The sequence below is a fragment of the Cupriavidus sp. IDO genome (assembly GCF_000812465.1).
GTDB lineage: Bacteria > Pseudomonadota > Gammaproteobacteria > Burkholderiales > Burkholderiaceae > Cupriavidus.
Window position 1 is genome coordinate 1 of the sequence record NZ_JWMA01000105.1, and the last position, 24,094, is coordinate 24,094.

The 24,094-nt window shown below is 66.2% G+C and carries 16 protein-coding genes and 1 rRNA gene; 11 read left to right on the top strand and 6 right to left on the bottom strand.

Annotated features, from left to right (window positions below; translation table 11 throughout):
* Positions 1 to 194 precede the first annotated feature (194 nt).
* Together rrf and RM96_RS25920 are read left to right on the top strand one after the other, a co-directional pair.
* Positions 195 to 307: ribosomal RNA gene (gene rrf, locus RM96_RS25915) — 5S ribosomal RNA — on the top strand.
* Between the two features lie 283 nt (positions 308 to 590).
* Positions 591 to 1,511 (top strand): DUF3047 domain-containing protein, encoded by a 921-nt coding sequence (locus RM96_RS25920; RefSeq protein ID WP_039014600.1) that lies wholly within the window; start codon positions 591 to 593, stop codon positions 1,509 to 1,511.
* Between the two features lie 30 nt (positions 1,512 to 1,541).
* On the opposite strand, the gene RM96_RS25925 is transcribed toward RM96_RS25920, so the two are convergent.
* Complete coding sequence (locus RM96_RS25925) at positions 1,542 to 2,567, bottom strand: DUF2891 domain-containing protein (protein WP_039014613.1); 1,026 nt, start codon at positions 2,565 to 2,567, stop codon at positions 1,542 to 1,544.
* A gap of 8 nt (positions 2,568 to 2,575) precedes the next feature.
* On the bottom strand, positions 2,576 to 3,769 hold the full coding sequence (locus RM96_RS25930; RefSeq protein ID WP_039014614.1) for a M20 aminoacylase family protein: 1,194 nt from the start codon (positions 3,767 to 3,769) through the stop codon (positions 2,576 to 2,578).
* Positions 3,770 to 4,108: 339 nt separating this feature from the next.
* On the opposite strand from RM96_RS25930, the gene RM96_RS25935 reads away from it, so the two are divergent.
* The 5 genes from RM96_RS25935 (at position 4,109) to RM96_RS25955 (ending at position 9,807) form a co-directional block, all read left to right on the top strand.
* A complete protein-coding gene (locus RM96_RS25935; protein WP_039014601.1) occupies positions 4,109 to 5,695 on the top strand; it encodes an ABC transporter substrate-binding protein in 1,587 nt (528 codons plus the stop codon).
* Between the two features lie 129 nt (positions 5,696 to 5,824).
* A complete protein-coding gene (locus RM96_RS25940) occupies positions 5,825 to 6,802 on the top strand; it encodes an ABC transporter permease (RefSeq protein WP_039014602.1) in 978 nt (325 codons plus the stop codon).
* Positions 6,803 to 6,805: 3 nt separating this feature from the next.
* Entirely contained in the window at positions 6,806 to 7,732 is a 927-nt protein-coding gene (locus RM96_RS25945) for an ABC transporter permease (RefSeq protein WP_039014603.1), read from the top strand.
* 18 nt (positions 7,733 to 7,750) lie between these two features.
* Positions 7,751 to 8,749 carry an ABC transporter ATP-binding protein gene (locus RM96_RS25950; RefSeq protein WP_039014604.1) on the top strand — a complete coding sequence of 333 codons (999 nt, stop codon included), beginning with the start codon at positions 7,751 to 7,753 and terminating at the stop codon, positions 8,747 to 8,749.
* A gap of 26 nt (positions 8,750 to 8,775) precedes the next feature.
* Positions 8,776 to 9,807 (top strand): ABC transporter ATP-binding protein, encoded by a 1,032-nt coding sequence (locus RM96_RS25955; RefSeq protein WP_193752520.1) that lies wholly within the window; start codon positions 8,776 to 8,778, stop codon positions 9,805 to 9,807.
* 70 nt (positions 9,808 to 9,877) lie between these two features.
* On the opposite strand, the gene RM96_RS25960 is transcribed toward RM96_RS25955, so the two are convergent.
* Positions 9,878 to 11,071 carry an ABC transporter substrate-binding protein gene (locus tag RM96_RS25960; protein ID WP_039014606.1) on the bottom strand — a complete coding sequence of 398 codons (1,194 nt, stop codon included), beginning with the start codon at positions 11,069 to 11,071 and terminating at the stop codon, positions 9,878 to 9,880.
* A 312-nt stretch (positions 11,072 to 11,383) separates the two neighbouring features.
* On the opposite strand from RM96_RS25960, the gene RM96_RS25965 reads away from it, so the two are divergent.
* Positions 11,384 to 13,489: a molybdopterin-containing oxidoreductase family protein gene (locus RM96_RS25965; protein ID WP_039014607.1), complete on the top strand. Its 2,106-nt coding sequence runs from the start codon at positions 11,384 to 11,386 to the stop codon at positions 13,487 to 13,489.
* Positions 13,486 to 14,616 (top strand): aminopeptidase, encoded by a 1,131-nt coding sequence (locus RM96_RS25970; protein WP_039014608.1) that lies wholly within the window; start codon positions 13,486 to 13,488, stop codon positions 14,614 to 14,616. The genes RM96_RS25965 and RM96_RS25970 overlap by 4 nt, the downstream gene beginning before the upstream one ends.
* Before the next feature lie 16 nt (positions 14,617 to 14,632).
* Here the strand turns inward: RM96_RS25970 and RM96_RS25975 are convergent, their stop codons facing one another.
* The 3 genes from RM96_RS25975 to RM96_RS25985 form a co-directional block, all read right to left on the bottom strand.
* On the bottom strand, positions 14,633 to 15,922 hold the full coding sequence (locus RM96_RS25975) for a branched-chain amino acid ABC transporter substrate-binding protein (protein WP_039014609.1): 1,290 nt from the start codon (positions 15,920 to 15,922) through the stop codon (positions 14,633 to 14,635).
* 56 nt (positions 15,923 to 15,978) lie between these two features.
* The gene (locus RM96_RS25980; protein WP_039014610.1) at positions 15,979 to 19,281 is read right to left on the bottom strand and encodes an acetyl-CoA carboxylase family protein; all 3,303 of its coding nucleotides are present in this window, start codon (positions 19,279 to 19,281) and stop codon (positions 15,979 to 15,981) included.
* A 69-nt stretch (positions 19,282 to 19,350) separates the two neighbouring features.
* Positions 19,351 to 21,123 (bottom strand): AMP-binding protein, encoded by a 1,773-nt coding sequence (locus RM96_RS25985; RefSeq protein WP_152624209.1) that lies wholly within the window; start codon positions 21,121 to 21,123, stop codon positions 19,351 to 19,353.
* A 216-nt stretch (positions 21,124 to 21,339) separates the two neighbouring features.
* Here RM96_RS25985 and RM96_RS25990 point away from each other — a divergent pair, with 216 nt between their 5' ends.
* On the top strand, positions 21,340 to 22,005 hold the full coding sequence (locus RM96_RS25990; RefSeq protein ID WP_039014611.1) for a TetR/AcrR family transcriptional regulator: 666 nt from the start codon (positions 21,340 to 21,342) through the stop codon (positions 22,003 to 22,005).
* Positions 22,006 to 22,162: 157 nt separating this feature from the next.
* On the top strand, positions 22,163 to 23,845 hold the full coding sequence (locus RM96_RS25995) for a long-chain fatty acid--CoA ligase (RefSeq protein ID WP_039014612.1): 1,683 nt from the start codon (positions 22,163 to 22,165) through the stop codon (positions 23,843 to 23,845).
* Positions 23,846 to 24,094: the final 249 nt, after the last annotated feature.

Sequence of the window (24,094 nt, forward strand, 5' to 3'; positions counted from 1 at the left end):
CTGGGTGTGGAAGCGCAGTAATGCGTTAAGCTAACCAGTACTAATTGCCCGTAAGGCTTGATCCTATAACCAGTGTGTTTTGCCTGGTGTGGGAATCGTAACTGTGCCCAAAACAGTTGACACAAGACGCACAACCCCCCACTACATCCCTATTCGCGACGTTGGCTTCAACCCCAGCGCCGCAACCCCTTATGCCTGGTGACCATAGCGAGTTGGAACCACCCCTTCCCATCCCGAACAGGACCGTGAAACAACTCCGCGCCGATGATAGTGCGGATTCCCGTGTGAAAGTAGGTCATCGCCAGGCTCTTATGCCCCAAAACCCCTCAGCTTACCCAGCTGGGGGGTTTTGTCTTTGGGACGACCGAATCGGCAGGGCGGCCAGAGGCCTAGGACAACCGCGTTGTTTTTTGCCCCGTTTGAGGGTAGCGGAGCATTCCGGGCGGAACCGCCTTCTGATAATTTCGACCCAAGCTCCGGTTCTCTCCCGAGCGAAGCAGTTTGCAACAGGCAATTCGCAGCAAGCAGTCAGCAACACCAGGCCGGCGCAACACATAAGCGATCGGCTGATTTGAGGATTTGGGGGTCACATGACGGCCAGGAAGCATTGGCTAGCACTGACTGGCGTGCTCGGCACGCTGATGTTGGCGGGGTGCGCCTCGACAACGCCTGTTCCCCCGGCCGATCCGGCCGCAATGGCACCGGTTTCGGCGATCGACTGCAAGACCTTCGCAGCGCGGCTTGCCACGCAGCAATCTGGTGCTGAACCCGCAGCGGATCCTCTGGCGCTTGCCAATCAACAGTCCGCGGAGGCCGAGTCCGGCGAGGATGGCGAAGGTGCCGATGCAGCTCCCGCTCCGGTGCTGACCCGGCTCCCCCCGTTCTCTTCCGCCTCCGCGCCCAATCAGCTTCCTGTTGGCTGGCAGCCCTGGACGATCAACCGGAACAAGACCCCGACACGCTATTCGATGGTGGAAGTCGACCAGCGTCTGGTCGTCCATGCCCAGGCAGACAGCTCGGCCTCCGGCCTCTACGTGCCGCTCCGGGATCGCGACGCCGGCACCTTGCGCTGGACCTGGAAGACCAGCGGCGTCATCCGCAATGCGGACAATGCCCAGGGGCAAAGGGAAGATTCCCCGCTGCGTCTCTTCGTTGCATTCGATGGTGACAAGGGCAGCCTGTCGCTGAAGGACCAGCTGATGTACGAGATGGCCCGGCTCACCACGGGCCGCGAAATGCCCTATGCCACGCTGATGTACATCTGGGGCGGCCAGCGTGCGGAGGGGACGGTTCTGCCCAACCCGCATACCGATCGTGTCCGTATGATCGTAGTCGATAGCGGCGCGAAGCACGCCAATGAATGGCGTTGCCACGAACGTGACCTGCGCGCCGACTATCGCAAAGCTTTCGGCACCGATCCGGGGCGAGTGATCGCGGTTGGCATCATGACCGATACCGACAACACCAGGAGCAAGGTGGAATCCTGGTACGGTGATATCGCGCTGGACTGAGCCGGGTCCGCCAGGTCGGAATTTGCCCAGTCAGCCGCCCACCGGCTCAGCGAGGGCAAGCACCGCAAACGATGCCAGCCAGTGCGTTGCCACGTAGTGGCCGCCCGCGGCCTGTGGCAGGGATGCTTCCAGATGGTCCGACCAGGCGCGGATGGCCAGCGGCCGAAGCGGCTCGGGCAGTGCCGGCTCGAGCATGCGCCAGCACCAGGCGCGTGACAGGTTGAGTCCGTCCAGGTGCGACATCTTGGGGTCGCTGCGATCCGCCACCTCTACCGGCGTGAGCCAGTTGGCCAGCTCGGCCTTGCCAGGGGCGAACACCTCCCACCATTCCGCGAACGCGCAACCATCCATCACGGCGTGCATCAGCACCGCCTCAACCAGTCCGCCTGACAGGAATTCATCGCCGCCCGGTTCGTAGCGGGCCGGATAGCGCTGGTCGTGTCCGAACCACCGATGCGCGCGGCGCACGATGGCGCGCCGCAGGGCGATGTGCTGGTCTGCGCGCGCATAGGCCAGCGCCATGACCAGCGCGAACGCGCTGTTGAAATGCGTCCCGGTGCGCACCGGGAAGTCGGCAACATCAAGGTAGCTCAGCAACTGGTCCGCAATATGCGCGGCCAGCGGGGCGCAGGCGTCGGCCCAGCGCAGGGCCTGTGGGTCTGTCCTGGTCGCGGTCAGCAGTTCGGCCTGCAGGCGCAGCATCCAGCCCCAGCCGTAGGGGCGCTCGAAAGTCCGTGACGACGGGCGCCTGAAATAGGCCAGTTCGGTTTCGATGGCGGCCGGCTGCAATTGTGCGTCGAGCGTTGCGCGGATCCGCGGCGCTTCGGCCAGATCCGGCCAGAGCTCCAGCAGCCGGACCAGCAGCCAGTGCATATGCACGCTCGAATGCCAGTCGTAGCTGCCGCCGAAGACCGGGTGCAGCTCGGCCGGGGCGGACAGGTCGTCCGGCCCGGTCATCATGTGGTCGACCTTGTACGGATAGCGCCGGACGACATTCTCCAGCGCCACGCGCGCAAAGCTGCCAGCAGTCTCCCGGTCCAGTGCGATGCGGGCCATGGCTGCCATCAGGCAGGAGCCAGCCACTTCTCCACGAGCCGGACAAAGAATGTCGACCCGACCGGCAGCAGCTCGTCATTGAAGTCGTAGCTGGGGTTGTGCAGCATGCACGGTCCCATGCCGTGTCCGGCCTCGCGATGGCCGCCCTCGCCGTTGCCGATGAACAGGTAGCAGCCGGGCTTTTCCTGCAGCATGAAGGAGAAGTCCTCGGCGCTCATGGTGGGCTCGACATTGGCGTCGACGTTCGTCGCGCCAACCAGTTCGGCGGCCACGCCTACAGCGAACTCGGCCTCGGCAGCGCTGTTCACCGTCGGCGGATAGTTGCGATGGAATTCGTAATCGATGGTGCAATCGAAGGCCGATGCTACCGCCCGCGCCACTTCCTCCATGCGGCGCTCGATCAGGTCGAGTACCGGCACCGTGAACGTGCGCACCGTCCCGCCGATCCAGGCCTGGTCCGGCACGATGTTGGTGGCATCGCCTGCATGGAATTGCGTCACCGAGATCACCGCCGTGTCGATCGGCCGCTTGTTGCGCGTGATGATGCCCTGCAGGGCCGAGACGATCTGCGCCGCGGTGAAGACCGGGTCATTGCCGTTGTTTGGCATCGCCGCGTGCGCGCCCTTGCCGCGCACGACGATGCGGAACTCATTGCTGGAGGCCATCAGCGGACCGGCGCAGGTGCCAAACGAACCGACCGGCATGCCAGGCCAGTTGTGCATGCCGAAGACGGCATCGCAAGGGAACCTGGTGAACAGGCCATCCCTGATCATCTCGCGCGCGCCGCCGCCGCCTTCCTCGGCGGGCTGGAAGATCAGGTTGACGGTGCCGTCGAAATTGCGATGCTGCGCGAGATATCGGGCAGCCCCCACCAGCATCGCGGTGTGGCCGTCATGTCCGCATGCATGCATCTTGCCCTCATGCTGCGAGCGGTGGCCGAAGGTATTCGCTTCCTGCAGCGGCAGGGCGTCCATGTCGGCGCGCAGGCCGATGCTGCGCTTGCTGTTGCCATTGCGGATCACACCCACCAAGCCGGTCGTCCCCAGGCCGCGATGGACCTCGATGCCCCACGATTCCAGATTGCGTGCCACCACGTCGGCGGTGCGCTGTTCCTGGAAGCAGAGTTCCGGATGCGCATGGATGTCGCGTCGGATGGTGCGGATTTCGGCTTGTGCCTGCAGGATTTCGGGAATGAGCTTCATGATGCCGGTGACTGGGCGTTGGATACCCCCGATCATACGACGCCCGCCGGGAAAGCGCCAAAACACGCCATTTCCGACAGATTGGCACGTCGCCAGGCGCATCGTTGTGGCGCAGTGCAATAAAACGGACCGGGTGGGTTTCTACGCATTGCCGTGCATCGGCCCCTGCTGGAACAGTTCATGCTTGAAGTGCCCGGCCGGCAATACCGTCGCTTTGTGATGCCCAGCGGGACCCACATCGCACCAAAATGCAGCGCCGCTTGATATCGCTTGATGGCTCGCTGCCTGCGGATTGCCGATCCTAACGATTGCTTCACTCGCTTCAGGGAGAATTGCGCGATGTCCCTTCGCACATTCAAGAAGGCATTTGGTGCCGTGGCGGTGACCGGGGTCATGAGCCTCGCGTTGACCGGCCTGGCACAGGCCGCCGATCTCAAGCTGGCCATGAGCTCGCCGCCGACCTCGATGGATCCGCATTTCTACAATCTGTTCTCGAATATCAACGTTTCCGAGCACGTCTTTGAATCGCTGATCAAGCTAGATCCGGACAGCCGCATCATCCCGGGGCTCGCGGAATCGTGGAAGCTGGTCAACAACCTCACGTGGGAATTCAAGATCCGCAAGGGCGTGAAGTTCCATGACGGCTCCGAGCTGACCACCGAGGACGTCGTCTGGTCGCTGGACCGCCCGGCCACCATCCAGAACAGCCCTGGGAAGTTCGACGTCTACACCAAGGCGATCATCAATAAGAAGGTGATCGACAAGTACACCATCCAGCTCACCACCAACCAGCCATACCCGCTGATGCTGAACGACCTGACGTCGATCTTCATCGTGCAGAAGAAGGCCACGCAGGGACTCACCTCCGACGACTTTGCGCAGGGCAAGGGCATGATCGGCACCGGGCCGTTCAAGTTCGTCAGCTATGCGCGCGATGACCGGGTCGAGCTGGTGCGCAACGACAACTACTGGGGCCCCAAGCCGGCGTGGGACAAGGTGACGCTGCGCTTTATCCCGAATCCGGCGACGCGCCTCGCTGCGCTGCTCTCCGGCGACGTGCAGGCCATCGAGAACGTGCCGACGCCGGATCTGCCAAAGGTGCGCAAGGACCCGAAACTGGCGTTCTTCTCCAAGATCTCGCACCGCGTCATCTACCTCTACTTCGATGCCAAGCGTGACAAATCGCCCTATGTCACCACGAAGGATGGCCAGCCGATGGACAAGAACCCGCTGAAGGATGCGCGCGTGCGCAACGCCATCAGCATGGCCATCAACCGCCAGGGCATCAAGGACCGCCTGATGGAAGGCCTGTCCGAGCCCACCAACAACCTGGTGCCGCCGACGCTGTTCGGCTACAACCCGAACCTGAAGACGGTCAAGTACGACCCCGAAGGCGCCAAGAAGCTGCTGGCGGAAGCGGGCTATCCCAACGGCTTCGGCGTGACGCTGCATACGCCCAACAACCGCTATGTCAACGACGAGAAGATCGCGCAGACCATTGCCCAGAACCTGACGCGCATCGGCATCGCGACCAAGGTGGAAGGCATGCCGATGGCCACTTACTCGTCCAAGGGCATCAAGCACGAATGGTCGTTTGGCCTGCTCGGCTGGGGTGCCCAGACCGGCGAAGTCAGCTCGCCGCTGCGCGCGCTGCTGGCCTGCGAGGACAGCAAGAAGGGCTTCGGCACCACCAACTGGGGCGAGTACTGCAACCCGAAGATGGATGTCGTGCTGGAAAAGGCGCTGGCCACTGTCGATGACGGCGAGCGTTCCAAGCTGCTGCAGGAGGCCACGGCGATCGCCATCAATGATGGCGGTATCATCCCGATCCACCAGCAGGTGACCACCTGGGCCACGCAGAAGGGCATTGTCTATGTGCCGCGTACCGACGAGCGTACTTACGCACATAACTTCAAGCCGCAGTAATCTGCACGGGCAGGCCTGGCCTGCGGGATTTAGCGGCCCCGCGCATGCGCGTGGGCCGCACCCGGCGAAGGCGTGATCGCTTTCACCGGGAGCGGCTCGCCGACATGCACGAAAGGATAGTGTTTCGAAATGCTGGTCTTCATCATCCGGCGCCTGATGCAGAGCGTGGTCGTGCTCTTCGTCATGTCGCTGCTGGTCTTTCTCGGGGTCTTTGCCATCGGCAACCCGGTCGACATCCTGATCAATCCGCAAGCCGACCAGGAGGACATCAAGCGCACCATCGCAGCGCTCGGGCTCGACAAGCCGCTGTGGGAGCAATACTGGGTCTTCCTGCAGAACGCGCTGCACGGCAACCTGGGCACTTCGTTTGCCCACGGCACGCCTGCGCTCAAGCTGATCTTCGAGCGCATGCCCGCCACCATGGAGCTGGCGGTCTGCGCGATCCTGCTCGCCATCGGGCTGGGAATTCCGCTCGGATTGTGGGCGGGACTGCGGCCTAACGGCGTGGCGGGCAAGTCGATCATGACCATCTCGATTCTCGGCTTTTCGCTGCCGACGTTCTGGGTCGGGCTGATGCTGATCATGGTCTTCGCCGTGCAACTGGGCTGGTTGCCATCGAACGGGCGCGGACAGACCGTGCCGGTGCTGGGCGTTCCGCTCAGCTTCCTGACCGTCGACGGCATTCGCCACCTGATCCTGCCGGCGGTCACGCTGTCGCTGCTGAACATTGCCATGGTGATCCGGCTGACGCGCGCCGGCACGCAGGAGGCGATGCTGCAGGACTACGTGAAGTTCGCTCGTGCCAAGGGGCTCTCCAACACGCGCATCGTCGGCGTGCACGTGCTGAAGAACATCCTGATCCCGATCGTGACCGTGATCGCGCTGCAGTTCGGTTCCATCATCGCGTTCGCCATCGTGACCGAATCCATCTTCGCCTGGCCCGGTATGGGCAAGCTCATCATCGATTCGATCCAGCTGCTGGACCGCCCGGTCATCGTGGCCTACCTGATGGTGATCGTGACGCTGTTCATCCTGATCAACCTCCTGGTCGATATCGTCTACAGCATGCTCGATCCGCGCGTGCGCATTGCCGACAACAAGGGCTGAGCCATGACCGCAGCATCCGCAGAGCAAGACAAGAGCATGGCCGCGAAGCCGCGCGAGCTGACCCCGTTCCGGCGTTTCACCCGGGAATTCCTGTCGAGCAAGATTGCCGTGGCCGGGCTGGTCACGCTCATCATCATCGTGCTGATCGCCATCTTCGCGCCGTGGCTGGCGCCGCAGAATCCCTACGATCTCGCCACGCTGGATGTGCTGGACGCGCGGCTAGCGCCCGGCGAGCAGGCCGGCAGCGGCATGACCTTCGTGCTCGGCTCGGACGAGCAGGGGCGTGACATCCTCTCGGCGGTGATGTACGGCCTGCGCATCAGCATTGGCGTGGGCGTGGTCGCCACCGTCATCGCATTGTTGCTGGGCGCCACGCTCGGCCTGCTGGCCGGCTTCCTCGGAGGCCGGACCGAGGCCTTCATCATGCGCGTGGCAGACCTGCAGCTGTCGTTCCCGCCGATCCTGCTCGCGCTGATCCTGCTGGCCTTCCTGCGCCCGGGCATCGGCAATATCGTGATCGCGCTGGTGGCCGTGCAATGGGCCTACTACGCGCGCACCACGCGCAGCGCGGCACTGGTGGAGCGGCGCAAGGAATACATCGAGGCTGCCACCTGCCTGGGCTTGCCGCCCGGGCGCATCATGTTCCGCCACCTGCTGCCGAACTGCCTGCCGCCGCTGATCGTGATCGCCGCGCTGCAGGTGGCCTCGGCCATCACGCTGGAAGCGACCTTGTCCTTCCTTGGACTGGGCGTGCCGGTCACCGAGCCGTCGCTGGGGTCGCTGATTTCCAACGGGCAGCAGTACATGCTGTCAGGCAAGTACTGGATCAGCTTCTTCCCGGGCATTGCGCTGGTGGTCACCATCGTCGCGATGAACCTTGTCGCCGACCAGTTGCGCGACGTGCTCAACCCGCGCCTGCAGACGCAGTAACCACAACCGGGAGCCAATATGAGCCAGCCAACCCTGGTGGTGGAAAACCTCAAGACGCAGTTCTTTACGCGTGCCGGCGTGGCCAAGGCCGTGGACGATGTCTCGTTCAAGGTCGGCCGCGGCGAGATCATGGGCCTGGTCGGCGAGTCCGGCTCGGGCAAGTCGATGACCGGCTACTCGATCATGGGACTGATCGACCCGCCCGGGAAAGTCGTGGACGGCCGCATTGCGCTGACCAGCCGCGACGGCCTTACGCGCGACCTGCGCGCGCTCACGCCGGCGCAGCAGCGCGACGTGCGCGGCAACCGCATCGCGATGATCTTCCAGGATCCGATGATGACGCTGAATCCGGTCCTGCGCATCGACACGCAGATGATCGAAGCCGTGCTCGCGCATGAAAATGTGGGCAAGGCCGTGGCGCGCGAGCGGGCCCGCAATGCGCTGGCGCGCGTCGGCATTCCTTCACCCGACGAACGCCTGCTGGCCTATCCGCACCAGTTCTCCGGCGGCATGCGCCAGCGCGTGGCGATTGCCATTGCGCTGCTCAACAAGCCTGACCTGATCATTGCCGACGAACCCACTACGGCGCTGGACGTGACCATCCAGGGCCAGATCCTCTATGAGATGCAGACGCTGTGCCGCGAGTCCGGCACCGCGCTGATCTGGATCACCCATGACCTGTCGGTGGTCGCAGGCCTGGCCGATACCGTCTGCGTGATGTACGCGGGCAAGATCGTCGAGTCGGGCGATGTCCGCCAGGTGCTCGAGCATCCGGAGCATCCGTACACGCACGGGCTGATCAGCTCGGCCCCGTCGCGCAATCCGCGCGGCGCGCCGCTGCGGCAGATCCCTGGCATGACGCCTTCGCTGCTCAATCTGCCGGGCGGCTGCTCGTTCCGCGAGCGCTGCCCATACGCCACGGAGATCTGCAAGACCGAGCCGCCGCTGGGCACGTCACCCGACGGCCGGCTGCTGCGCTGCTTTCATCCCGTACTCGCCGCGCAGGAGGCAGCATGAACGCGCCGGTGACAGAAACCCGTTCCATGGTGACCAAAAACCCCGTGCCAGATTCCACGCCGCCCGCGCCGCTGCTGGAATTGCGCGGCGTCTCCAAGCGCTTCGTCAAGTCGCTGGATACCGCGGCGCGCATCGCCAACCTGTTCGGCGCCCACGCGCGTGAGGAAGTCGTTCATGCCGTCGACCACGTCGACCTGAGCATCCGCGCCGGCGAAGTCGTCGGCCTGGTCGGCGAGTCCGGCTGCGGCAAGTCCACGCTTGGCCGCATGGCAGTCGGCCTGCACAGCCTGACCGAGGGCGAGCGGTTCTGGCGCGGCACCAACCTCGATCACCTGCCGCCGGAGAAGCGACGCGAGAAGCAGCTGGCGATCCAGATGATCTTCCAGGATCCCTACGCCTCGCTCAATCCGCGGCTGCGGGTCATGGATATCGTCGGCGAGGCCCCGGTCGTGCACGGCATGATCGAGCGCGCCGGACAGAAGGCCTATGTCGAGGACATGCTGGTACGCGTGGGGATGGACCCGACCGTGCTGCGCCGCTTTCCGCACCAGTTTTCGGGCGGACAGCGGGCGCGGATCGGCATTGCGCGGGCGCTGGCGGTCAAGCCGGAGTTCCTCGTCTGCGACGAGTCGGTCGCGGCGCTGGATGTGTCGATCCAGGCGCAGGTGCTGAACCTGTTCATGCGCCTGCGGCAGGATCTGAACCTGACCTACCTATTCATCAGCCATGACCTGGGCGTGGTCAAGCACATCAGCGACCGGGTGGTCATCATGTACCTGGGCCGCGTGGTCGAGTCGGCGCCGACCGAGGATGTCTTTGCCTCGCCGAATCATCCCTACACGCAGGCCTTGCTCGCCGAGGCGCCCAAGCTGGAGGTTGGCAAGAAGACCTATGTGGCGATTCGCGGCGAGATCCCGTCGCCGCTGAATCCGCCGCCCGGCTGCCATTTCCATCCGCGCTGCCCGTACGCGATGCCGCGCTGCCGCGAGGAGCAGCCGGCGCTCAAGGAAATTGCGCCATTGCGGTTCTCGGCATGCCACCTGAATGACATGAAATAGGCAGCGCTTGTCCGCCAATGAAGAAGGGGGCCCGAGGGCCCCCTTCTTCATCCGGCGCGAGGTACTGGCCTCAGCGAATCACCTGCCCGCGCGAGTTGATGACTGTCATCTCGACAAACTTCGAGCCGATGTGGTTCTCCGGCGTGAAGTTGACGATATAGCCGCCCAGGTCGAAGTTGCGCATCGATTCCAGCGCCGTGACCAGCTTTTCGCGGGTCAGGTCCTTGCCGGCGCGGCGCAGGCCCTCGGTGAAGGCCTTGGCGGCGACAAAGCCTTCGATGCTGGCGTAGTCGAACTCGTTCTGCCTGCCGGCAGCCTGCAGCAGGCGCAGGTATTCGCGTACGACCGGCAGCGTGGCGTTGCCGGGGTGCGGCATCACCTGCGAGATGATGACGCCGCTGCCCAGCGGGCCGACTTGTTTGGCCAGCGCCTGCGTGCCGACGAACGACACGTTGTAGAACTGGCCGTTATAGCCGCGGCGCACCGCTTCCTTCACGAAGGCGCCGGCGGTGCGGTACGCGCTGATCATGACCACGGCATCCGGCGATGCCTTCATCGTGCCCTGCATGGCGTCGCCGATTTCCATCGTGTTCCGTATCACACCCTCTCGCGCCACGATCTGCACGCCGCTGTCGGGTGAGGCCTTGAGCGCACGTTCGAGCCCTTCGAGCCCGGCCTTGCCGTAATCGTCGTCGTTGTAGACCACGGCAATGCGCTTCAGGCCGGTGGTCTGGATCTGCCGCAAGATGGCGGCGGTCTCTTCGTTGTCTCCGGCGCGCACGTGGAAGACGTAGCGGTTGCGCGGCTGGCGCAGTGACTGGGCGCCGGTGTAGGGGCCGAAGAACGGCACCCCGGCCTGGGTCGCCAGCGGCAGCGCGGCCTGGCTGGTCTCCGTGCCGACGTAGCCGAACAGGGCAAAGACGCGACTCTCTTCGATCAGCTTCTTCGTATTCCTGGCTGCCGGCTCCGGCTCGTGGTAGTCATCCAGCGCCTCGATGACGATCTTGCGGCCATAGATGCCGCCCTGCTGGTTGATATGGTCGAAATAGAGGCGCGCGCCCGCATTCATCTGCTTGCCGAGCGTCGCCGCCGGGCCGGTAAGCGCGGCCGACTGGCCCAGCAGGATGGTGTCGGCGGTGACGCCGGCTTCGGCTGCCGTCGTGTTGGCTGCCATGGCGGCGCCCGATGCGCCAAATGCACTGATGGCAAGCGCCACCAGCGGGCCGGCGAAGCGCCAGGCCCTGACCCCGGTTTGGAAAGACATGAACCCCCCGCAAAATTGGTATCTGGACTACCGTCGCCTCGCCCGGACCGGTCTGCGCCGGTGCTGGCGGCCCGGGCCAACGGCTGGTATTTCGCGCGTTGCCAGGGGGCGTCTCCGGCAAGGGCCGGGACGTGCCGGCACATCATAATCGAATACAATCCGATTCAGATACTTGCCTTGTCTTCGCCCGTGCGGGCGACGTTTGCACGCCACGCCCAGACAGGGATGTGCCCGGCCCGCGCCGGCGCGCTGATCGGCCCGATCCGACCCGAACCACAGTCCGCAAACCAGCTATCCGCCCCCGGAGACTTCATGGCTTCCCGCATTGTCCGCGCCGCCTGCCCGCATGATTGCCCAGACACCTGTGCCTTGCTCGTCACCGTCGAGGATGGCCGCGCGGTCAAAGTGGCCGGTGATCCGGAGCATCCCGGCACGCAGGGCGTGCTGTGCACCAAGGTTTCGCGATACACCGAGCGCACTTATCACCCGGACCGCCTGCTCACGCCGATGAAGCGCGTCGGCAAGAAGGGCGAGGGCAAATTCGCGCCGATATCCTGGGACGAGGCGCTGGACGAAGTGGCGAGCCGCCTGAAGGCGATCGCCGCGCGCGATCCGCAGGCGATCGTCCCGTACAGCTACGCCGGCACCATGGGCCTGGTCCAGGGCGAAAGCATGGCGGCGCGCTTCTTCCACAAGCTGGGCGCCTCGCTGCTGGACCGCACCATCTGCGCCAGCGCCGGCGCCACCGCACTGCGCTACACCTATGGCGCCAGTGTCGGCATGGACATGGAGCACGTGGCCGACGCCAAGCTCGTGATCATCTGGGGCGGCAACCCGATCGCGTCGAACCTGCACTTCTGGACCCGTGCGCAGGAGGCAAAGCGCCGTGGCGCCACGCTGGTGGCGATCGATCCGTACCGCTCGCTGACCGCCGAGAAATGCCACCGCCACATCGCGCCGATGCCCGGCACCGACGGCGCGCTGGCCCTGGCGATCATGCACGTGCTGATCCGCGACGACCTGCTCGACCATGACTACATCGACCGCTACACAGTGGGCTTCGAGGGACTGCGCGAACGCGCGCAGGCATACCCACCGGCGCGCGCGGCCGGGATCTGCGGCATTCCGGTCGAGGACATCGAATGGCTGGCCGGCTTCTACGGCCAGCTGGCCGTGCGCGAGCGCCAGCCGGTCGCGATCCGCCTGAACTACGGCATGCAGCGCGTGCACGGCGGCGGCCAGGCGGTGCGCGCGGTGGCCTGCCTGCCGTCGCTGGTTGGTGCCTGGCGCCACGCGTCAGGCGGCCTGCAGCTGTCGACGTCGGGCTTCTTCCCGGTCAACGAAGCCGCGCTGCAGCGCCCGGACCTGCTGCCGGAATGGCCGAAGCGGCCGCGCACGGTGAACATGAGCACGATTGGCGACGCGCTGCTCGCGGATGGCAGCGACGGCCAGCCCCGCATCGAGGCGCTGGTGGTCTACAACAGCAATCCGGTCGCGGTGGCGCCGGAGTCGGGTAAGGTTGCGGCCGGCTTTGCCCGCGACGATCTCTTTACCGTGGTGCTGGAGCATTTTCGCACCGATACCGCGGACTACGCCGACATCCTGCTGCCGGCCACCACCCAGCTCGAGCACGTCGATGTGCACAAGGCTTACGGGCACACCTACTTCCTGGCCAACAACCAGTCCGTCGCACCGCTGGGCGAGGCCCTGCCTAATACGGAGATCTTCCGCCGGCTGGCACAGCGCATGGGGTTTGCCGATCCTTGCTTCCGCGACAGCGATGAAGAGATTGCCGCGCAGGCGATCATCCCGGGCGATGCGCGCGCCCAGGGCATTTCGTGGGAGTCGCTGAAAGAGCAGGGCTGGCAGAAGCTGTCCGTGGCGGCGGCGCCGTTTGCGCAAGGCGGCTTCCCCACGCCGTCCGGCAAGTGCCAGTTCTACTCGGAAGCGATGCTGCGCGACGGGCTCGATCCACTGCCCGATCATGTGCCGCCCTACGAAGCCCCGGCCACCGCGCCAGAGCTTGCCGGGCGGTATCCGCTGGCGATGATCTCGCCGCCCGCGCGCAACTTCCTCAACAGCTCGTTCGTCAACGTGGACAGCCTGCGCGCCACCGAAGGCGAGCCGCATCTGGACATCCATCCGCTGGACGCCGCCGCGCGCGGCATCACGCACGGCTCGATGGTGCGTGCGTTCAACGACCGCGGCAGCATGCTGGCGCGTGCGCGCGTGACCGACCGGGCGCGCCAGGGGCTGGTGGTCGGCCTGTCGATCTGGTGGAAGAAGCTCGCGTCGGATGGCAAGAACGCCAACGAACTGACCAGCCAGCGCCTGACCGACCTGGGCCGGGCGCCGGTTTTCTACGATTGCCTGGTGCAGGTCGAGGCCTGGCACGAGGCGCCAGCGCTGCAGTCATGAAGTGGCGGCCGGGCCGCCGGCGCGGGGCGGCAATCCTGGCGGCGACGGGCCTGGCGGCATTGACGGTGTTCATCGCCGGCTGCGACACGGTCGGCTACTACGCGCAGTCGATCGGCGGCCACCTGGGCGTGATGGCCCAGGCGCAGCCGCTGACCGACGCCATCGCCACGGCGCGCGACGCCAATGACGCGCGCCTTGCGCAACGGCTGGCGCTGGCCGGCAAGATCCGGGACTTTGCTTCGCGCGAGCTCAAGCTGCCCGACAACGGCAGCTACCGGCGCTACGCCAACCTGCATCGGCCTTATGTGGTGTGGAGCGTGTTCGCCACCCCCGAGCTGTCGATGGACCTGCACAAGTGGTGCTTTCCGGTCGTTGGCTGTATCTCCTACCGCGGTTATTACGCGCAGGCGGATGCGGAGAGCTACGCCGCCAGCCTGCGGCGTGAAGGGCTCGATGCCTACGTGGCCGGCATTCCGGCCTATTCCACGCTCGGTTACTTCGACGACCCGCTGCTGAACACCTTCGTCTACCTGCCCGAAGGCGAACTGGCGCGGCTGGTGTTCCACGAACTGGCGCACCAGGTGGTCTATGTGCGCAACGACACCGCGTTCAACGAGTCCTTCGCTACGGCAGTGGAGATGGCCGGCGTCGAACGCTGGCTGGCCGAGGATGCCTCGGCGGATGCGCGGGCGAGCTACCGCCAGTACGATGCCCGGCGCCAGCAGTTCCGGGCCTTGCTCCTCACCACCCGCGACCGCCTGTTCGCGCTGTACCACGCGCCGATCGACGACGCCGCCAAGCGGCAGGGCAAGGCCGAGATCTTCGCCGATTTGCGCGCGCAGTACGCGAAGCTGAAGGTGGAGTGGGCGGGCTACACCGGCTATGACCGCTGGTTCGATCAACCCCTGACTAACGCCCACCTGGCAGCTGTTGCGACCTACCAGCAGTGGGTGCCGGCCTTTACCGCGCTGCTCGCGCAGTGCAACGGCGACTGGCCCCGCTTCTATGCGGAAGTGCGCCGCATCGGCGACCTGTCGCCCGCCGAGCGGGATGCGGCGCTGCGCCGGCTGGCGCCGCCCGCGACCAGCGTCGGCACGCTCACCGCCGGCGGCAAGCCGGCGGACTGAGCGGGGATCCCGCGGCTCAGGTTCCTACCGGCCGCTTCATGTGGCACGCCGACGGCAGGTCGAGCGACTTTGCCGGCGAGACGCTGTTCAGGCGGAAGCCGTACTGTGTGCCTTCCGCGCCCACTTTCACGGTCTTGCCGTCGACCGGCGCCACGGTCGATACCACCTGCGGCAGCAGCAGCTGGTGGTCGCTCCTGCGCATCACCACATCGCCCAGCGCCGTCTTGTATTGCAGGCCTTCGAGCGCCAGTGCCACCCTGGTCGGGTCGTCCGTGCCGGCGCGCCGGATGGCTTCGCTCACCAGTTGCACCGATACCAGCACGCGTGGCGCGAAGTATTCCCCGGCCGGAGTCTGTTTCACGCGAGCGGCCAGCGGCGCCAGCGTGGGGTCGTCGGTATTCGGCAGCCATTCCGAGACCCAGGTCAGGCGCCCGGTCTTTGCCTGCGCGACCGCAAGCACGGTGCCCGGCGCGCCGCCGCCGCTGTGGTTCAGGTAACGCGCGTCGTAGCCAATCTCGCCGGCGGCCTTGATCAGCAGGCTCAGGTCCTGGCCCCAGTTGCCGGTGACCACCGTATCGGCGCCGCTTGCCTTGACCTTGCCGATATAGGGCGCAAAGTCCTTCACCTTGCCGAGCGGATGCAGCGTCTCGCCGACGATCTGCGTGTCCGGACGTGCCGTGGTGATCATCTGCTGGCCCAGCGCCGCCCACACGCGTCCGTGCGCATAGTCCTGGTTGAGCAGGTAGAGCTTGTGGATGTCCTTCTGGTTGCGCGCGAAATCGGCCAGCGCACGCATCTTCATGGCGGTGTTGGCTTCGGTGGCGAAGTGCCAGAAGCTGCAGCGCGCGCCGGTCAGGTCGGGATCGATCGACGCATAATTGACGATCAGGATGCGCTTGTCCGGGTTGCGCTCATTGTGCTTCGTGGCGGCCTCGACCATGGCCGTGACCACCGAGGAGCCCGAGCCGCCGGTGAAGACCACCTTCGCGCCGGCATCGATCGCGCTTTGCAGTGCCGACAGGCTGTCTTGCGCCGACAGCTTGTTGTCATAGCTCAGCAATTCGTACTTGCGCCCCAGCACGCCGCCCTGCGCGTTGGCATCGTCGAGCGCGAACTTCAGGTTGGCCTGGAAGATCTCGCCCACATTGGCCAGCGGTCCCGACAGCTGGTCGATGAACGCGACCTTGATCGGCGTGCCGGCGGCCTGCGCGCTGGCGGTGGCCGGGCTCAGGCAGGCGATCAGTGCGGCAGTTGCGAGGGCTGCCACGGTGCTGCGGCTTGCGCGGGTGCGTACGATGGTCTGCATCAGGTGTCTCTTCCTGTGTCGGGTGAATTGGGCCTGGCCGGCGTCGTGCGCGCCGGTTACCAGGTATCGATGAAGCGGCGTTGTTCTGATGGCTGGCGGCCGAGGCTGCCGGGCGGCACCGATGCCAGTCCGCGCAACAGCCAGCGGCGCGTATCAGCAGGGTCGATCACGGCATCGATCTCCAGGTGGCTGGCCATGTTCAGGGCACGGCCGCGCTGGTAGGCGGCATCGACCATACGGGCGAACAGTGCCTCGCGCTCGTCGGGGTCGGACACGGCTTCGAGCTCCTTGCGGAAGCCCAGCCGGATCGAGCCCTCGATGCCCATCGCGCCGAATTCCCCGCTGGGCCAGGCCACGGTGAAGAAGGGCGCGGCGAAGCTGCCGCCGGCCATGCCCTGCGCGCCCAGCCCGTAGCCCTTGCGCAGCACCACGGTGAAGAACGGCACGCGCAAGGCGCCGGCGGTGACGAACAGGCGCGAGACGTGGCGCACCGTGGCGGTCTTCTCGGCCTGCGGGCCGACCATGAAGCCCGGCGTATCGCACAACGACACGATGGGCAGGCCGTGCGCATCGCACAGCTGCATGAAGCGCGCGGCCTTGTCCGCGGCGGCGCTGTCGATGGCGCCGCCCAGGTGGCGCGGGTTATTGGCGATGCAGCCGAAGGCGCGGCCCTCGATGCGGATCAGCGCGGTGATGATGCCGGTGCCGAACTCCGCGCGCAGCTCCAGTACCGAGCTGCTGTCCGCCAGCGCGGCGATCACGGCGCGCATGTCGTAGCTGCGCAGGCGGTTTTCGGGAATGGCATGGCGCAGGTGGCGCGGGTCTTCCGCCTGCCAGTCCTGCACGTCGCCCTGGAAGTAGGACAGGTAGCGGCGCGCGGCATCGACCGCCGCTGCTTCATCGTCGACCAGCACGTCGATCACGCCGTTGGGCGCCTGCACGCTGACCGGCCCGACTTCCTCGGGCGCGAACACGCCCAGCCCGCCGCCTTCGATCATGGCCGGGCCGCCCATGCCGATGGTGGCGCTGCGCGTGGCGATGATGACGTCGGCGCAGCCCAGCAGCGCGGCGTTGCCCGCAAAGCAACGGCCCGACACGATCCCGACCAGCGGAACCTGCCCCGACAGCCGCGCGAACTGGATGAACGAGGTGCAGTCCAGCCCGGCCACCACCGGCATGTCGGTGTCGCCGGGCCGGCCGCCGCCGCCTTCGGCAAACAGCACCACCGGCAGCTGCCATTGCCGCGCCAGCGCCAGCATGCGGTCCAGCTTCTTGTGGCCGTAGAAGCCCTGCGTGCCGGCCAGCACGGTGTAGTCGTAGGCCAGCACCATGCAGCGCGCATCGCGGTCAGGGAACTGGCCGGCATTGACGGTGCCGATGCCGGTGACAATGCCGTCGGCGGGCGTCGAGCGGACCAGGTCGTCGACGCTGCGGCGCTGGCGCTGGGCGGCGATGGCCAGCGCGCCGTATTCGATGAACGAGCCGGCGTCGCACAGCTGGTCGATGTTCTCGCGCGCCATGCGCCCGCCCTGTGCGTGGCGCTTGGCCACGGCCTGCGCGCGTGCGGCGTCATGGCCCAGTGCGTGGCGCTCGAGCGTCTCGCGGAGGTCGGCACGGATGTGGTCGAGGTCGGCAGCCGCGGCGGCTTCGGCGGCCTGGCCGGCATCGTCGCCGGCCTCCAGCAGGATCACCACGGCCCCGGCGCGCAGCGTCGCCCCAGGCTCCTCCAGCACCCGCAGCACCGTGCCTGCGGTGGGGGCTTCGAGCGGGTGCTCCATCTTCATCGCTTCGATGATCGCCAGCGGCTGGCCGCGCCGCACGCTATCGCCGGGGCGGACGTGGATGGCTGCCAGCGCGCCGTCCATCGCGGCCTCTACCACGATGGCATGCTCGGGGATGTCGGCGTAAGCGCTTTCCTCTTCGCTTTCGATGTTGCCGGCGGCGGGAGGCGCATGCAGCGCCGGGTGGTCGCTGTCGGCCGCGGCCAGCGCGGGCAGGGCGGTGTCGAGGTACTGCGTGTGCACCGCGTTGCGCTGCACATCGTCCTGCTGCAGCAGGTCCTGCAGCAGCCGGCGGTTGGTGTCGATCCCTTCGATGCGGAACTCGCACAGCGCACGATACGCCAGCGCCAGTGCGCGGACGTAATCGCCGCCGGGTTCATGCACGATCAGCTTCGCCAGCAGGGAATCGAAGCGCGGATTGGCGACCATGCCGGCAAATCCCGCGCTGTCGACGCGCACGCCTGGGCCGCTAGGCGCCTCGAACGCGCTCAGCGTGCCGCTGGCCGGGCGCAGCTGCCCCTGCGCGTCCATATGCTCGGCGTTGATGCGCAACTGCACGGCGACGCCGCGCGGCGCCGGGGCGGTGCTCAGCCCGAGATCGGCCAGGCTCGCGCCCGAGGCGATCGCCAGCTGGGTTTGCACGAGGTCGACACCGCTCACCATCTCGGTGACGGTGTGCTCCACCTGCAGGCGCGGGTTGGCTTCCATGAACCAGTATGACGGCGCTCCGGTCTCCGCGTCTTCAACCAGGAATTCGAAAGTGCCGATGCCGCGATAGGCCGCGGCGCGCGCCAGCGTGGCGGCAGCATCGGCCAGCCGGGCGCGCATGGCGTCGTCCAGCGCCGGGCTGGGCGCCACTTCCACCAGCTTCTGGTGGCGCCGCTGCAGGCTGCATTCGCGCTCGCCGAGTGTCAGCACCTGGCCGGCCGCGTCGGCGATCACCTGGATTTCGATATGGCGCGGCGCGGTGACAATGCGCTCCACGTAGACCGCGCCATTGCCGAACGCGGCGGTCGCCTCCGACACACAGCGTGCGTAGGCCTCGTCGATGTCAGCGGCCCGATGGACGGCGCGCATGCCGCGCCCGCCGCCGCCGGCCAGCGCCTTGATCATCATGCCGCCGCCTTGCAGGCTGGCGAAGTAATCGTGCGCGACGGCGAGCGTGGTCGGGCCGGTGGTGCCGGGTACGACCGGCACGCCATGCTCCAGCGCCAGCGCGCGTGCCCGGGCCTTGTCACCGAACAGCCGCAGCACGTCCGGGGCCGGTCCGACGAAGGTCAGGCCGGCATCGAGGCAGGCCTGCGCGAAGTCGGCGTTCTCGGACAGGAAGCCATAGCCGGGATGGACCAGCTCGCAGCCGGCGCGGCGGGCGGCGTCCACGACCTGCTCGATATCGAGATAGGCGCGCGGGCCGGCACCCGGCAGCGCGACTGCCTCATCGGCCTTGCGCACGTGCAGGGCGTCGCGGTCGTCCTCGCTGTAGAGCGCGACACTCGGCATGCCCATGGCCGCCGCGGCGCGCGCGATGCGGATGGCGATTTCGCCGCGATTGGCGATCAGGAGCTTGGGCGTTTGCATGATGTGTGGAAGGCAGTGAGGCGGGGCGCCCGTTCCGCGCGAGAGCGGGAACGGGCGGAGTTTGGCCGGTCAACGCAGCGTTTCGGCCAGCGGCATCAGGTCCTGCTTGCGCACCTTGCCGGTCGCAGTCAGCGGCAGGGCATCGACGATGCGCACCAGCGGCACCTTGTAGATCGCCATGCTGGCGCGGCACCAGGCAGTGAGCGCGGCTTCGTCGACCGTGCCGGCGGCCTCGGGCTTGAGCATGACGAAGGCCACCGGCAGCTGGCCGCGGTCTTCGTCGGCGCGGCCGACCACGGCCGAGCCAAGGATCGCCGGGTGCTGGCCGAGCAACGTTTCGATCTCCGCCGGGAACACGCTCATGCCGTTGACCTTGAGCATCTCCTTGCGGCGGCCAAGGTAATGCAGGTAGCCGTCGGTGTCGATCAGGCCGATATCGCCGGTATGGAACCAGCCGTCGCGCAGGGATTCACAGGTGGCGTCGGGTTTATTCCAGTAGCCTTTGAGCAGCGTCGGCGTGCGCACGCACAGCTCGCCTTCGCTGCCAAGCGGCAGCAGCGCGCCAGTGGCGAAGTCGCACACCTTGAACACGGTGCCGGGCACGGGCAGGCCGACGAAGACCGGCTGGGCGCGCAGGTCCATGTCATCGTGCTGCATGCCGTAGGTGAAGGTATTGCAGGTCTGCGTCTCGGTCATGCCCCACGCGCTTTCGGCGATGGTGGAGCCGGTCAGCGCCTGCCAGCGGTGGCGGTAGCCGACATTGAGCTTCTTGACGAAGGACGAGACGCCGACATGTCGCAGCGAGCGCAGGTCATAGTCGCGGACGCGCGGATGGTCCATGACCTCCACGGCGCTGTCGACCAGCATCGACGCATTGGTGACGCGGTAGCGCTGCACGGCCGCCATGAAGGTCTGCGCATCCCAGCGCGCCAGCAGCACCAGCGGGATGCCGAAGAAGGCGGGGAAGATCAGGCACAGGTTCTCGCCGGCGATCCAGAACTCGGGGAAGAAGCCGAGCATCACCGTGTCCTCCGCCACCGGCAGGGCTACCGTGCCAAAGGCGGCGGCCATGTCGACCATGTCACCCTGGGTGTGGATGCAGCCCTTGGGCAGGCCGGTGGTGCCGCCGGTGTAGTTGAGCGCGGCGGGGGCGTCGATGCCCGGTGCTCTCGACGGGGCGGGCGCGGTGCAGGCGGCCATTGCACGCAGCAGGTCGACGGTGCGGTCCTCGGGCTCCGGTTCGTGCCGCGGAGCTTGCGCCATTGGCGGCAATGGCAGCGTGGGTTCTGCCGGCACGACATCGGCATAGCTGGTGACGAAGAGCAGTTCCAGCGGGTCGGCCTTGCCCAATTCCTCGCGGGTGTCGGCCACCAGCGGCAGCAGCTGGTCAAGGGCCACCAGCGCGCGGGGCGTGCTGTCGCGCAGGGCGTGCAGCAGTTCTCCGCGTTGGGACAGGGGGCTGATCGGGACGTAGACCGCGCCCAGCTTCAGGATGCCGAAGAACACCACGTGGAACTGCGGGCAGTTCGGCAGCAGCACCGCGACGCGGTCGCCGCGGCCGATGCCTTGCGATGCCAGCAGCGCGGCGCAGCGGTTGCTCTGCGCATCGAGCTCGGCATAGCTGGTCTGATGGCCGTAGAAGATCACGGCCGGCTGGTCAGGGCGCACGCGGCCCCAGTGGCGCAGCATCTCAGACAGCGGCACCCGCCCCAGCGGATAGTGCGGCTCGCGCGGCGTGCCTGGCGGCCAGGCGGCGTGCCAGCGCTGGCGCAGGTCGGCAAGATAGTCAGCCTCGTTCAGCGGCGCACCGGCGGGTGCGGCATGTGTTGCGGTCTGGTCCATCAGTGCGGGTCTCCTCGCAGATCATCGGTGCCGGACTCTGTCCGGCATATCTACTCATTGGTATATTTATGTACCGATGGGTATGATCCTATGGCGATTGCCTGCCCGCGTCAATCGGCCAGTTCCCTGCGCGGCCGGCGTGGCGCGGCCTCGCACCCGGCGTAGCCGCGGGTGGAACTGGATGGCGCCCCGTTCTCATCATGCGAGAATTGCATCATGTCGATTGCACAGAAAACCGCACCGCTTGCCAAGCTTACCGAGCTTGCCGAGACCCAGCCCGCCCGCTCGCATATCGCCGAGCGCCAGGAGGCGCGCCGCCGCCAGATCCTCGATACCGCGGCGCAGCTCTTCTATACCAAGGGCTATCCCGGCATGACAATGAATGACCTGTGCCGCGCGCTCGGCGTGACCAAGCCCGCGGTCTACTACTACTTCACCGACAAGTACGAAATCTTCGACATCCTGTGCCGCGAATCGGCGCAGACCTGCCTGCCGGTGATCCGCGAAACCGCGGACCCGGCGCTGCCGGTCAAGGAACGCCTGCAGGCCTGCCTGCTCGAAATGGCCCGGCGTTGCGTGGCCTGCCATGTGGCCGCCACGCTGAGCTTCCGCGACAACCAGTACCTGCGGCCCGATACCGTGGCATGGCTGGACAGCATGGCGCGCGATTTCTACCGCGATCTCTACGCCTTGCTGGAGGAGGGCAAGCGCGAAGGCGTGTTCGCCTTCGGCGATGCGCGCGTGACGGCACATGCGATCGGCAGCGTGGTGGGATTCATGTACACGTGGCACGAGCCGGGACGGATGGACCCTGAGGCATTGGCCCAAGAGCTGGCCACCAACATGATGAAGCTCGTGCTTCCAAGTCAGCCGCGGCACTAGGGGTTATCCCGCGTCCGGCGCAAGCGCGGTGGCGCATAATGCCCGCCAGCCACGCGCGGAGTCACTGAGGACTTCGTCTAAGTTGTTGTTTAAACCCGGTCACCCGTTTAGCATTCCCGAAAAATCGAACGACCATTCAGAAATCAGGAGACGGTGTATGGAAAGATTTTGGCTGAAACAGTACCCGGCCGGCGTGCCCGCCGAGATCGATGCCAGCCAGTTCCGCTCGCTCGCACAGCTGCTAGAGGAGTCTTTCCGCACCTATGCCGATCGCCGCGCCTTCGTCTGTATGGACAAGGCGATCACCTACGGCGAGCTCGACCAGCTGTCCGCACACTTTGCCGCGTGGCTGCAGTCGCGCGGGCTGCGGCCGGGCGCGCGCGTGGCGATCATGATGCCGAACGTGCTGCAGTACCCGGTGGTGCTGGCGGCCGTGCTGCGCGCGGGCTTCGTGGTGGTCAACGTCAATCCGCTCTATACGCCGCGCGAACTGGAACACCAGCTCAAGGACAGCGGCGCCGAAGCGATCGTCATCCTGGAGAACTTCGCCACGACGCTGCAGCAGGTGCTGGCCCGCACGCCGGTCAAGCACGTGGTGGTCGCCAGCATGGGCGACATGCTCGGCGGGCTGAAAGGCGCCATCGTCAATTTCGTGGTGCGCAACGTCAAGAAGATGGTGCCGGCATGGGAGCTGCCCAACTGCGTGCGCTTCAACAGCGTGCTGGCCGAGGGCCGCAAGCTCAAGCTGCAGCCCGTGACCACCGGCCCCGACGACATCGCCTTCCTGCAGTACACGGGCGGCACCACCGGCGTTTCGAAGGGTGCCGTGCTGCTGCACCGGAACATCGTCTCGAACGTGCTGCAGTCCGAGGCCTGGATGCAGCCGGCCCTGAAAAAGGGCAGCCATATCGACCAGCCGATCACCATCACCGCGCTGCCGCTGTACCACATCTTCGCGCTGACGGTCTGCTGCCTGCTCGGCATGCGCAGCGGCGGCATGAGCGTGCTGATCCCGAATCCGCGCGACATCCCGGGCTTCATCAGGGAACTGCAGAAGTACAAGTTCAACATGTTCCCGGCCGTCAACACGCTGTACAACGCGCTGATCAACAACCCGGAAATCAGCAAGGTCGATTTCTCGGGCTTGCGCGTCGCCAACGGCGGCGGCATGGCGGTGCAGGAGGCGGTGGCCAAGCAATGGCTGGCCAAGACCGGCTGCCCGATCATCGAGGGCTACGGCCTGTCCGAGACCTCGCCGTCGGCTACCTGCAATCCGACCGATACGGATGCGTTCTCGGGCACCATCGGCCTGCCGCTGCCGTCCACCGAAGTCGCGATCCGCGACGATGACGGCCGCGACGTGCCGCTCGGCCAGCCGGGCGAAATCTGCATCCGCGGGCCGCAGGTGATGGCCGGCTACTGGAACCGCCCGGACGAGACCGCCAAGGTCATGACGCCGGACGGCTTCTTCAAGACCGGCGATATCGGCGTGATGGACGAGCGCGGCTACACCAAGATCGTCGACCGCAAGAAGGATATGATCCTGGTGTCGGGCTTCAATGTGTATCCGAACGAGGTCGAAGGCGTGGCCGCCGAATGCCCGGGAGTGCTGGAAGTGGCCGCCGTTGGCGTGCCGGACACGCATTCGGGCGAGGTGGTGAAGCTCTTCGTAGTGAAGAAGGATCCGGCGCTGACCGAGGCGGATGTGATCGAGTACTGCAAGGAGCGGCTGACCGGCTACAAGCGGCCCAAGTATGTGGAATTCCGCACTGAGTTGCCGAAGACCAACGTTGGAAAGATCCTGCGACGCGAACTGCGGGATACCCGTCAGGCTGCCTGAGCGCCTGTCGCTTCATTGCAAACAACACGGCCTCCCGAGCGGGAGGCCGTTTTTTGTGGGTCTCTGCGGGATTGTGGGGATGGGTTGTTGGAGGGGGCGCTGGTCTGCACCTGAGGTCAGGGGCTGCGGTTTGACGCTGTCGATGGTCGACCGCCCCAGGTTTCGCCCCTGAAGGGGCGACCTACTTATATGAACGCGCCCCGGTTTGCAAGGTAAGACGAACATGCTGGCTTGAGCAGGACTGGTTGC

Excerpts from the sequence above, each read along its gene's own strand:
- RM96_RS25920 (WP_039014600.1), top strand. The coding sequence starts at position 591 with ATGACGGCCAGGAAGCATTGGCTAGCACTGACTGGCGTGCTCGGCACG.
- RM96_RS25925 (WP_039014613.1), bottom strand. The coding sequence starts at position 2,567 with ATGGCCCGCATCGCACTGGACCGGGAGACTGCTGGCAGCTTTGCGCGC.
- RM96_RS25930 (WP_039014614.1), bottom strand. The coding sequence starts at position 3,769 with ATGAAGCTCATTCCCGAAATCCTGCAGGCACAAGCCGAAATCCGCACC.
- RM96_RS25935 (WP_039014601.1), top strand. The coding sequence starts at position 4,109 with ATGTCCCTTCGCACATTCAAGAAGGCATTTGGTGCCGTGGCGGTGACC.
- RM96_RS25940 (WP_039014602.1), top strand. The coding sequence starts at position 5,825 with ATGCTGGTCTTCATCATCCGGCGCCTGATGCAGAGCGTGGTCGTGCTC.
- RM96_RS25945 (WP_039014603.1), top strand. The coding sequence starts at position 6,806 with ATGACCGCAGCATCCGCAGAGCAAGACAAGAGCATGGCCGCGAAGCCG.
- RM96_RS25950 (WP_039014604.1), top strand. The coding sequence starts at position 7,751 with ATGAGCCAGCCAACCCTGGTGGTGGAAAACCTCAAGACGCAGTTCTTT.
- RM96_RS25955 (WP_193752520.1), top strand. The coding sequence starts at position 8,776 with ATGGTGACCAAAAACCCCGTGCCAGATTCCACGCCGCCCGCGCCGCTG.
- RM96_RS25960 (WP_039014606.1), bottom strand. The coding sequence starts at position 11,071 with ATGTCTTTCCAAACCGGGGTCAGGGCCTGGCGCTTCGCCGGCCCGCTG.
- RM96_RS25965 (WP_039014607.1), top strand. The coding sequence starts at position 11,384 with ATGGCTTCCCGCATTGTCCGCGCCGCCTGCCCGCATGATTGCCCAGAC.
- RM96_RS25970 (WP_039014608.1), top strand. The coding sequence starts at position 13,486 with ATGAAGTGGCGGCCGGGCCGCCGGCGCGGGGCGGCAATCCTGGCGGCG.
- RM96_RS25975 (WP_039014609.1), bottom strand. The coding sequence starts at position 15,922 with ATGCAGACCATCGTACGCACCCGCGCAAGCCGCAGCACCGTGGCAGCC.
- RM96_RS25980 (WP_039014610.1), bottom strand. The coding sequence starts at position 19,281 with ATGCAAACGCCCAAGCTCCTGATCGCCAATCGCGGCGAAATCGCCATC.
- RM96_RS25985 (WP_152624209.1), bottom strand. The coding sequence starts at position 21,123 with ATGGACCAGACCGCAACACATGCCGCACCCGCCGGTGCGCCGCTGAAC.
- RM96_RS25990 (WP_039014611.1), top strand. The coding sequence starts at position 21,340 with ATGTCGATTGCACAGAAAACCGCACCGCTTGCCAAGCTTACCGAGCTT.
- RM96_RS25995 (WP_039014612.1), top strand. The coding sequence starts at position 22,163 with ATGGAAAGATTTTGGCTGAAACAGTACCCGGCCGGCGTGCCCGCCGAG.